10 protein-coding genes are annotated in these 10805 nt (G+C 51.7%); 3 read left to right on the top strand and 7 right to left on the bottom strand.

What is annotated here, in order from left to right; translation table 11 throughout:
- On the bottom strand, positions 1–1575 hold a 1575-nt coding region (gene pilB / locus ENI00_RS18540), incomplete at its 3' end, for a type IV-A pilus assembly ATPase PilB (protein WP_304105785.1).
- A gap of 383 nt (positions 1576–1958) precedes the next feature.
- Between pilB and ENI00_RS18535 the strand changes: the two genes are divergently transcribed.
- Together ENI00_RS18535 and ENI00_RS18530 are read left to right on the top strand one after the other, a co-directional pair.
- Complete coding sequence (locus tag ENI00_RS18535) at positions 1959–2444, top strand: pilin (RefSeq protein ID WP_304105783.1); 486 nt, start codon at positions 1959–1961, stop codon at positions 2442–2444.
- 237 nt (positions 2445–2681) lie between these two features.
- Entirely contained in the window at positions 2682–4157 is a 1476-nt protein-coding gene (locus tag ENI00_RS18530) for an O-antigen ligase family protein (protein WP_304105781.1), read from the top strand.
- Between the two features lie 224 nt (positions 4158–4381).
- Here ENI00_RS18530 and ENI00_RS18525 read toward each other — a convergent pair whose 3' ends face one another.
- Entirely contained in the window at positions 4382–5233 is an 852-nt protein-coding gene (locus ENI00_RS18525; protein WP_304105779.1) for a transposase, read from the bottom strand.
- Between ENI00_RS18525 and ENI00_RS18520 the strand changes: the two genes are divergently transcribed.
- Positions 5228–5467, top strand: coding sequence for a type II toxin-antitoxin system RelE/ParE family toxin (locus tag ENI00_RS18520; protein WP_304105777.1), 240 nt, complete (start codon positions 5228–5230; stop codon positions 5465–5467). The two genes, ENI00_RS18525 and ENI00_RS18520, sit on opposite strands and share 6 nt — an antisense overlap.
- Here ENI00_RS18520 and ENI00_RS18515 read toward each other — a convergent pair.
- The 5 genes from ENI00_RS18515 to ENI00_RS18495 all read right to left on the bottom strand — a co-directional run bounded on the left by ENI00_RS18515 (position 5369) and on the right by ENI00_RS18495 (position 10668).
- Positions 5369–5707 (bottom strand): hypothetical protein, encoded by a 339-nt coding sequence (locus ENI00_RS18515; protein WP_304105775.1) that lies wholly within the window; start codon positions 5705–5707, stop codon positions 5369–5371. The genes ENI00_RS18520 and ENI00_RS18515 overlap by 99 nt on opposite strands.
- 55 nt (positions 5708–5762) lie before the next feature.
- On the bottom strand, positions 5763–6047 hold the full coding sequence (locus tag ENI00_RS18510; RefSeq protein ID WP_304105773.1) for an ADP-ribosyl-(dinitrogen reductase) hydrolase: 285 nt from the start codon (positions 6045–6047) through the stop codon (positions 5763–5765).
- Positions 6048–6616: 569 nt separating this feature from the next.
- Complete coding sequence (locus ENI00_RS18505; protein WP_304105772.1) at positions 6617–7885, bottom strand: type II toxin-antitoxin system HipA family toxin; 1269 nt, start codon at positions 7883–7885, stop codon at positions 6617–6619.
- A complete protein-coding gene (locus ENI00_RS18500; protein ID WP_304105770.1) occupies positions 7875–8231 on the bottom strand; it encodes a helix-turn-helix transcriptional regulator in 357 nt (118 codons plus the stop codon). Before ENI00_RS18500 ends, ENI00_RS18505 begins: the two co-directional genes overlap by 11 nt.
- Before the next feature lie 172 nt (positions 8232–8403).
- Positions 8404–10668 carry a mechanosensitive ion channel domain-containing protein gene (locus tag ENI00_RS18495; protein WP_304105768.1) on the bottom strand — a complete coding sequence of 755 codons (2265 nt, stop codon included), beginning with the start codon at positions 10666–10668 and terminating at the stop codon, positions 8404–8406.
- Between the last annotated feature and the right edge of the window lie 137 nt (positions 10669–10805).

Below are 10805 nucleotides of genomic sequence, written 5' to 3'. Positions count from 1 at the left end.
CATGCTGGCCAGCTTTCCAGTTACCTTCACCACCTCGTAAATCCCGACGCGGCCTTTGTACCCACCATTGCATTTATCACAGCCCTTGGGGTGGAACAACGTAAAGCCTGTATCAATTTGTTCCTGTGTGAACCCTTCGGACAAAAGCACCTCTTTCGGCACATCGCCTGGCTGTTTGCATGCACTGCACAGTTTTCGGCCCAGCCGCTGGGCAATAATCAGGCTTACCGACGTTGCAATATTGAATGCCGGCACGCCCATGTTCATCATTCGCGTGAGAGTTTCTGCCGCACTGTTGGTGTGTAGGGTAGAGAGAACCAGGTGACCGGTTTGCGCGGCCTTGATGGCAATATTGGCGGTTTCAAGATCCCGAATCTCACCCACCATGATCACGTCTGGATCCTGGCGAAGGAAAGCCCGCAGCGCTTCCGCGAAACCCAAACCAACTCTGTTGTTTACGTTAACCTGGTTGATGCCCTCAAGGTTAATCTCGGCGGGGTCCTCCGCTGTGGAGATATTGATATCCGCCGTGTTGAGAATGTTCAAACCTGTATAGAGCGACACGGTTTTACCGGAGCCCGTTGGCCCGGTAACCAGAATCATGCCCTGTGGCTGGGCCAGCGCATCCATATACAGCTTCTTCTGATCTTCCTCATAGCCCAGCGCATCAATGCCCAGCTTGGCCTGGCTGGGGTCCAGAATCCGCAGAACGATTTTCTCACCCCAAAGCGTTGGCAAGGTGTTAACCCGGAAATCAATCGCTTTGGTTTTGGACAGCTTCATCTTGATACGGCCATCCTGAGGCACCCGGCGCTCGGAAATATCCAGTTGGGCCATAATCTTTATGCGCGCCGAAATCTTGGGTGCCAGCTTGATGGAGGGGCGAGACATCTCCTTCAGAATACCGTCAGTTCTGGAGCGAACCCGGTAAATTTTTTCATAAGGCTCAAAGTGCACATCCGAGGCGCCCCCGCGAATGGCATCCAGCAACATTTTGTTTACATACTTTACGATAGGTGCGTCGTCTACATCGTTCGTAGTAACAACGTCTTCATCGTCGTGCTCGCCGCCCTCGGTTTCCACACCGTCAAGGTCCGCATCATCCAGATCGCCCATGCTGGTGTCGTGGGACTCCAGATACTTATCGATCGCTTCGCGGAGCCTCGCATCGTCAACCAGAATGGGGTCGGTGCTCAGGCCGGTGTTGAACTTGATTTCATCCAAGGCCTGAATGTTCGTGGGGTCAGATACCGCAATAAACAGTCGGTTGCCCCGCTTATAAAGCGGAAGAGCGTTGTGCTTTCGCACCAGCTTCTCGTCGACCAGCTTCTCCGGCATCATTTCCGGTAAGAATGCCGAGAGATCCAGCACCGACACCCCAAACTCCATCGCCGCCGAAAAAGCCAGCTTGGAGCTGTCTGCCAGTTTATTCTGGGTAAGGTAAGTAATCAGCGGAATACGGTTCTGGGATGCCTGTAAAAAAGCATCCTTGGCGACGGCCTCTTCGAGAAGCCCGTCATCCACAAAGCGACGGGCCAGACCGGTAAGCGTGATGTTGTTTTGATTAGTAGCCATAAGTTAGGTAAAGAGCGCTGCCCAGGTTACTGAAATGAGGTTGTGTTGATTGGGGAGAGTTTAGATGGCTGGTCTGGGTTTGGAAAGGTGTGTGTTGGTTTGGGGTAGGGATTGGAGTTGTTCAGGCGGAAGGTTGAGCAGGGTGAGTGACAAAGTTTGTCAGTGGGTGACAGGGAGGGGCTTTACGTATGCAAGTTAGAAGTGTCGTGTCAGGCGTTAGTGTATGGCTTAGTTGACTGATTCTTGGCGGTTTATGGGGTTGGATTCATGGTTGGCACGCTAGATGCTTTATGAACTTCAGGCTCAGTAAAACTGGTCGCGGGATTAACTCCACCGACTCCGGGCCATCTCAGATTTCTTAACGACAAAAGCAGAGGTCGAATATGAAGAACATGAAAATTAATCATGCTCAGAAGGGTTTTACGCTGATTGAATTGATGATCGTTGTTGCGATCATTGGTATTTTGGCGGCTATCGCTATTCCGCAGTATCAGGATTATATTGCTCGGTCGCAGATTACCCGAGCGGTTAGCGAAGTGTCTGCTTTGAAAACAGCAATAGAAGAAGAGCTTCTGAGAGGCAATAATCCAAGCGCAATCGACGACGCCAGTGCAAGTTATACTAGTGCTGCTGACGAGCTCGGTTATACGTCTTCCGATCTTTTTGCGGCCGCACCTACAATCAATATTGATGGCACTGGTGGCAAGACACTTGAAGCTACATTAGATAATAATGTGAGTTCTGGTATCAAAGGTACAAAAGTGATCCTGACGCGCACTGCAGAAGGCGCTTACACGTGCAAAGTAGATGGTGGCAGTGCAGCAGCGTTCAAAAAATCATTTGCCCCCTCGGGTTGTCCTGCATCTTAAGAACAATCACATTTAGGGACTAGCGTATCTGATTACAAACGGCCCGGAGGTTTCGACCCCGGGCCTTTGCCGTTCTGGTGTGTATGCAAAAGCCATGGGAAAGCAAAATCTAGCCCCTCCATTTGCGTCCGCGTCGCCTGTGATGAATCGCATCTGTTGTTTGTGGATGAGAGAAAAGCTTTTGAGCTTTTCTCTCCACTCTATACACAATGCTTAACCCTTTGGCCAGAGGACGTAATGCAGAGAATTTGGAATGCAACTCTTTGGTTACTTGTCGCCGCGGAGTTTGTCAGCGTTTTATTTGCAGATTTTCTATCGCTGCCAGTCGGTGGTTATGCGTCACAGCGGTATTTGTTGGTAGGCTTATTGGGGTTGTTAGTTAGTCTGTCGGCAGGGGGGGGGATTTATCAGCGCGGCTGGGCTCTGCACGCGCGTATGTGGCCTGCCGTCTTCATTGCGGGTGGATTTATCATATTGGCATTGCCTTTTGGTGAAGTTCCTCATAATTGGACAGACCCTGGAATGTATGCAGCATTTTTTCTTGGCTTTGTGTTGGTCGGTAGCTTGCCGAGAAATGGCCAACAGAAGCAATACTGGGTCGTAGTTTTCGTCAGTGTCGCAGCGGTCACAACTGCCTTTTATGGCGGCGCCACTATAACGGTTTATTTTTTTGCACTCTCTGATCGGGTAGCAAACCTTTCGAACTTTATTCCCTGGGGCTTTGTAAGTATTCGCTATTGGAGTCACATCGCCACGTGGCTGCTTCCATTGCTTCCCCTAGCCGTGCTTGTGGGCCCGCTTAGAAACCAAAGGCTATGGCGTTTTTTTGTTGCTTTGGGAGCGGCACTTTGGTGGTGGATTGTGTTCCTTTCGTCTTCTCGGGGAACTATGTTGGGAATCGCGTTTGGAGTTTTTATTGCTGCTATGTTGATTGGTCGCCCGGCGCTACCTTGGTTGAAGGTGTTTTTACGTTATTTGGCGTATGGCGTAATTGCGTGGCTACTCCTTTCCGTGGTTGTCCCCTGGTTGTTGCTAGATGAAATTAGTCTTCGCGCGCTGAAGGCAGACACATCTGGCCGGATGCCTCTGTTTCTTGAAGCGTGGCAAATGAGTTTGAAGAATTTTCCGTTTGGCATGGGGCCTCAATCGTGGCTAACGCATGAAATATTGACGGAGGAGTACCAGCGGTCTCCCAAGTTTGGCCATCCTCACAATATGTATTTGATGTGGGCGGCAGAGTATGGATGGTTGCTAATGGGTGCTCTTTTAGTGCTGGTGGGCCAGGCAGTGCGACTTTTCTGGCAGCGGCGGAATGAAGTGCGTGCTGATGAAAATAATGATCTTGCGCTGCCGCTTGCGGCTTTTACTGCATCGGTTTCAGCTGCTCTATTACATGCCGGTGTTTCTGCCGTATTTATGGCGCCAGGCTCGATGTTAATCGGCTTTCTAGTGCTTTGTGTGTTTTGGGCACTGATTACACCAAACGTTCCGAAAGTCACGCCCAGGCACCCTAAAGCCAGAGCTTTTGCAGCCGCGTTGGTTGGGCTGCTAATAAGCGTGCCATGCTACTATTGGTTGAACGAAGTGGTGGCGTATCACAAAGCTATGGAGAGGGACCTAAACTATTATAATGATAATGTGCCAACTGGAGCTCTGCCCAGGTTTTGGTTTCACGGGAACTTTCCTCGCCGTCCGAGCCAAATGCCAGAGTAGGGCCCTCGGAATTAATCATGGATAGGCACAGCTTAGCCTGGCGTGATTCCCAAAGGCCCGACGGTTTCGACCCTCGGGCCTTTGTCGTTTTTGATGCGTTTATTTCGGACTCATGGCCAATCTACGGCAGCACTTCGGTGGAAAATGCCGGAATCACTGGATTTCAGGCAGGGGGCGTTCTCGGCAGAGGTGCCGATGGGTTGTCGATCAAGGGATGGGGGAGTCTAGGCCGCTTGTCCCCGGCCAGCGGGGGCTCGATAATCCTGATAGCTGTCCTCAAACGCCGTCGCCCGATGGCACCATCGGCCTGGGTCCAGGTTCAGTCTTTCCAGAATGGGCAGCGCTTTTTCATCAATGGCCCCGCGTTTGTCGTTCCGGCTGACTCGTCCGGTGCAGTCTACCAGTTCAAGATAATCTTCAAAGCTGAACAGTATCCTGCGCTGAACGCTGTTGCGGATAACACCTTCGAAAGCCAGCAGAGGTTTCAGCGGCATCGCAAATTCCGTTAAAGCCTGTTGCTCCGTTTGCCCCGCAATCGCTTCAGCCAGATTAAAGGCAGGCTGGATGCGTTCTTTGATGCTGGTGTGATCCGACGTTTCCGGGGTATCTGCCATGGCAGCCCGTATGGGATTCAGGTATACATAGGCCATGCAGGCGAGCAGAGCTTCTTCTGTTTCTAATGCCTGGGATTTGAATCTACTTTCCCAAAAGTGACCTGTGCATTCATTTTCTTTGTTGGCCTGTCGAGCTATAGCTTCATTCAGACATTTCATAAACCAGCTCAAGTCTCCCAATCGCTGGCGGAAGGTTTCTGCGTATTCATCGATTCGACGCAGTTCGGCTGGGCAGAGGTGATCCCCCCGATAATAACGCTGCACCAGTGGTGGCCCCTTATAAAGACTGCACCAGCGCGCCAGAACCTCATCATTGCCCCAGGAGTCCACTTCATCCGGGCTGAGTTTTACCACCAGATGATAGTGGTTAGACATTACCGCATAGGCTGCGATATCCACTGAAAACACGGATGACAGAAGGCGTGTGCGCTCTTCAATCCAGACTTCTGTTGATGTTTGCAAGGAATTTGGTTAACAGTATGGCGAACGCGCCCGCCAGGAAACCGTTTTGAGCATCTTGGTGGAAAGTTGGCTGGGTTGTGCTCTATTCGAGTGAATAAGCAATATCGGCTTATATTGGGGGGATTACCCTCCGAGTTACCCAAACGCCTGCTTGTTTTCACCGCCGTTAGGATCGTCATCCCCAAGAGCACGTATTTCTGCAGATTTTTCACGCAGTATCCGTCGCTTTTCTGAGTCCGCAAACCGTTTCAACACCTGGCGAATCAAAGGCTGGTACCCAATGCCATTGATCTCCGCGATCATCTTGAAATCTTCAATCAGTGATTTTTGCAAACGAATAGAGATTGGCTGTAGGCCGGCAGCTTCATTCAGCGCGGTATCGTCAACGTTTTTGGATACACGGACAAATTCTTCGTTTTGGCCCAAGTCGCCTTCTTCCCAGGCTTCCGAGGTCCCTACTGTTTTCTTGCTCATATTAACTCTCCCGTCGCTTCGGATTTCTTCACTTACTTTCTGCGACTATCACTGATTAGTGGGCGTATTTTGCGTAGATGGCTTCTTCTTTCGCGTTCGGGCCATACGCCGTCTTTAATAAAATATCGCCATTCTTGAGGATAAATATTATCTTTAGGAGGCGACCGTAATCCGTTTCAGCAATAAACCACTGTGTTGCTGGGTCGGTCTTGTGATCCTCTCGTGTGTCTTCAAGTAGACCAGCTTCTCGGTTAGCAAAACACTGCTGAATCTCTTCCAAGCTGACGCCGTGCTTCTCGGCCAGCTTCTGCTTTACTGCAGATGAGCATTTGAGTGTCATTGTATTCCTTAATCCAGTTGTATATACAAAGAATATACGAGTCTGAGTGTAGACGCCAACAATCTAACTCAAAATAGTGATCATGGACAGGCACAGCATAGCCTGACGTGATACCCAAAGGCCCGACGGTTTCGAACTTCGGGCCTTTGTCGTTTCTGATGCGTCTATTTCGGAGTTACGGTCAATTCACGGCGGCATTCCGGTGCAAAACGTCGGAATCACCGAATTTCAGGCAGGGGGCGTTCTCGGCAGAGGTGCCGATGGGTTGCCGATCAAGGAATGGGGGAGACTAAGCGGCCTGGGTCCAGGTTCAGCCTTTGTAGAATGGGCAGCGCTTTTTCATCAATGGCCCCGCGTTTGTCGTTCCGGCGTTTCTGGAGTATCTGCCATGGCAGCCCGTATGGGATTCAGGTCTACATAGGCCATGCAGGCGAGGAGGGCTTCTTCTGTGTCTAATGCCTGGAATTTGAATCTGCTTTCCCAAAAATGACCTGTGCATTCATCCTCAATCCAGGCCCGTCGATGCTCGTAACTGCGCCCGGTAACACGGTCTTGGTAATGCCCCTATTTCACAGAATACGAAAATCGCTTTCCAGTTTGCTCCAGTGTTTTTTGAGCTTTCGCTTGTGGCCTTCATTCATAGGTAGGTTTCCGATGGCCTTTGGCCACAGATCTCTTGCTTTTTCCATTGTGTCATCCAGGTGTGGCTTAATTGCTCTCCACGGAATGTCGGACCGGCCAGCCCAGGATTGGAAATGCGCATATGAAACGCCATACCAGTCTTTGGTTTTTGCCAGGTTGAGCGCGTATTGTGTTTCATTCTCAATGTAAACGCTGGTTGTGACGATATCGTAGGCAGGCGAGAGCCGGGGGGTAACCTGGTCGGAATAAAGCAGGCTCCAGTTCTTTAGGTGCGCATCGCCATTAGCGAGAAGAATATTTACCAGCAATCGCCTGGCGAATTGTTGCGCATCGACTAGCCCGTCGCCGGAAAATTTGTAGAGAATTCGGCCGATTTGTTCATAACTTGCCGAATTATATTTCTCGTGAGGGTACTTCATTAGCACTTGGGCGAAGTCTTCCATGTGGATGCGGGTGCCATTGTCGCGATCAAAGCGCTTGATCGCAAAAGCCTGTTTCTCATCGGGCAGGTTTATCTGGGGGAGGTTGTCCAGGTTGCTTAATTCAACCAGTTCGATGTCAGGAATATTGATTCCGGCGAGTGCCGCCAGCGTCATGGCGGTGAACTCGTTGGCTGGTACATTTCTGTGTAACGTAGACGGTGTTTTAACAATCCAGTCGCCCAGAATATTGCCTTTTGAAAGAGTGTAACGACCATCAATGGCTTTCATTGAAAACTTCATTTGAACACCGGCCAGAGAAAACTTATTGCCGGAAGAGGTTTTCTGAAACGTAACGGCTCTGGCGTTGCCACGAGTGCCAAGAACACTCTTTGGTACATCTTCTGGCTTCATGGGCTCGGCTACTAAAGCGCCTGGCAGGTCTTCCCCCAGATGAGAAAAAATGTGGAATTCATTATCGGTGTGAACTTTGAGCCCTTGCGCAACTAACGCTCTCAACGCCCCTTCGGGAAGCAAATTAGACAGTACGGGATGCAGTTTTTGAGTTCTTGTCCAGGCTTCGGCAATCAATTTCTCTGCGTGTGGGAATACCGGGTGAGTAATCAAGCTGAATGTGGGACGGTTCGTATCTGTTCGGAAGCTCTCAGCAAAGCTTAAAACATTGCGCCCGCCCTGAAAACCGGCCAGGTAGCCAACCAGTTTACCGTGCAGCGTCAAGCGGAGTGCGCTCACTTCTTCCGTGAAATCATCGCTCATCAATGTCTTCCCCCAGTAAACCTTGCCATGGGTTATCAACCAGGCTTTGTTTCCTGTTATCTTTGGCAGATTCTGGCGATTTATCCGGTGTGGGTGAACCCATATCAGAATTTCCAACTTCTTTCTCCAGCACGGCGCGAACCGCGCTGAGCTTATCTTCGGGGATAAGCATGAGTGTGCTGTTAAGGCCTTTCGCTATCAGTTCCAGAGTATCCAGCCTGGGATTTCCCTTGGATTCCAAGCGTTGGTACTGTTGGCGCGAGACCCCAACGCGTAGCATCATATCGCGTTGCTTGAGGCCGAGCGTTAATCGTCGATGTTTGAGTTGTTGCAGTAGTGGGGTCATTTATGTAAACGCATAAGTTGCTTTTTAAGTAATAAGAAACATATTAGATGCTTTGAAAAGTAATAGCAACAAATGTGTTGCTATAAGTGGTCATGGACAGGCACAGCAAAAGAGGGGCTTGATCCTTTGTAAAGTCTCCGGCGACCACAGCCTCTGTCTCCGCAGCGTACCCTCAGGCCTCAGGACTATGCCGCCCCTCTATAACCGACGAACGGCCACCCCCTTCCGCATCCATCTGCACACTAATCCTCGGTGCCGCAACATCAATATAGCGCTCTTCCATGTTGCGCTTAAGCAACAGATTAAACGCCCGGGAAACATCCCACTGGCACTCGGGTTTTGTGCGCATTCGCATCCGCAACACCGGGCAGCCTTCCTCAAATGAGTGAATGCCCTGCATTTCAAGCGGCGACCAGATTAGCCATCGCATATCCGGTTGCGTGCGCAGCTCTTCTGCGGTTTCTGTCATTAACAGTATGGCGTCATCAATGGGCAGTTCTCTCGGAATCCGGATCTTGATCAGCGCAATACCAAACTGCCGCGACATGTTGTGAATGGAGCTGATTTTGCTGAAAGTGATGTGGTGAACAACGCCTTCAAGGTCCCGTAGCCGCACGGTGCGCAAGTTGAAGCCTTCCACGGTTCCCATAAAACCGTTGATCTCCACAAAATCGCCAACTGACATGGAGTCTTCAACCACAATGAACAAGCCGGTGATCAAATCCTGAACCAGAGTCTGGGCGCCAAAACCGACCGCCAGGCCGATGATGCCGGCACCCGCCAGCAGTGGCGTTACGTCGACGCCTAAGGAAGAGAGCCCCACTAATATAGCGACGATTATGATGATGACCAGCAGTGTGTTTCTTGCAATGGGCACAATGGTTTGAGCCCTTGCCGGGTTGATTCGCGTTTTGCGATCTCCGCCGTGCAACGCCCGCTCCAGAAGTTCATCCACAAAAATCCAGACAAGATTGGCAATCAGCCACGTGAGGATCACGCCAACCACGCTGCCCGCCAGGCCAATGCTCACCGGCGGTTTGCCTGCCAAACCCAGTAGCGACAAGTCCCATATCTGCAACACCAGTTCAAAGAAAATCAGCCACGCAGCGGTTTGCACCAAACGGTAGCCGAAGCGCACCAGCCTTCCGCTGAATTTACTCAGTGCGTGGTGTTTGGGCCGAGTTTCCTGAATGCCAATCAGGCCCTGAATCGCGAGTGTTGCTGCAAGCAGCAGCGCGCAGATCATGGCTTTGCCCAGCGCCGCATCGGCCTCTCCGCCGTTTGCAAAAACAGCGACCACCGAGGCGCTGATAGCCACTAGCATGGGTATATGCCAAAGCCGGGCCAGAAGGGCGGTCACTTCCCGCCACACACCCTGGTTCTGGCGTTGCGTGTAAGGGCGGTTGCGAATCAGGTGAGTAACCGGCCGGCGGTTTCGAACGATAAGGAAAAAGCTCAGCAGGGCGGCGATTATGCTGAAGGTCAGCGCAAGCGCGCTGGCCAGTTCCACGCCGAGTTGGTCGGTGAGTTCGCTTGTACCCAAAGCATCCTCAAGGGCGAATAGCACGCCGATGATGAACAGCGGCACCAGCATTCTGCGGCGAAGGATAAGAACGGCGGTCAGGCGATGGCCGCTGGAGAAAACAGAAATGGTCACATCAAAGAATGTGGTCAGGCCTCGGGCGCTCAGAGCGGCGTAGGCCAGAATAAGCACGGTGTTTTGAGCGGCTTCCGACATGCCCGACGTCGGCAGGCCGGCTAAAAGCGCTGTAAAGGTAATCAGCCAGGGCAAAAGCCGCCGCGCCAGATGCGCGATCAGCATCCACGGCCTGGGCTGCCTTGGCATCTGCACCGGCCAGCCCTGCCATGCGTACAGCAAGCGAGCCAGACGGGAAAGTCCCCACAGTGCGATCAACCATACGGTAACGCCGGCTATGGTTTCGGCGAATACGCGAAACGACATCCCGGTTAAGAGTTTTTCAGCCGCGAGATAAGCGTTGCGAAAATTCGACTTCCACTTGCCCAGAGAGGTTTTTTCGGAGCTGTCGGGATTGGCCGCTTCGCCGAAAAAATTGGCAAGCGCACCCAGCAGCCCGTGGTCAACGGCCGATTCATTGGCGGCTTGCAACGATTCCGCCTGCAGCCCTTGCTGTATGGTTTTGAGCTGCTTGACCAGAGATTCCCGGCTCTCATCATCTTGCAGGGCTTGTATTGTGGTATTCAGTGAGGCTTCCAGCTCCTCAGGCGACGCCTTCTCTGGCTCCTGCGTTTGCGCTGAAAACCCGGGTATGCCCGGCAGCGTAAACGGCTGGGCTTGAACTGAACCGGCTGCGATCATTAGCAAAATTGCACCAAGCGCCAGGGCAGCGAGCCCGGGGTTACAGCGCCATGAGCCCAAAAATAAGCCGGCCGTGCCTCCGGTAGAGTGACGTTTCATGTACAACAGCCTTCTATCTGTTAGGGCTAGAGCGTTCGGGGAATCAGATCGACCAGATTGCCTGAAAGCGCCCGCTGGGGAAAGCTTGCGTGGGGCAGGGGCTCACTATTTGATACTCTTGATTGATTCTTTTGATT

Origin of the sequence: Marinobacter antarcticus (genome assembly GCF_011049865.1) — a bacterium.
Lineage (GTDB): Bacteria > Pseudomonadota > Gammaproteobacteria > Pseudomonadales > Oleiphilaceae > Marinobacter > Marinobacter antarcticus_A.
This window is presented reverse-complemented; position numbering and strand designations above follow the sequence as displayed.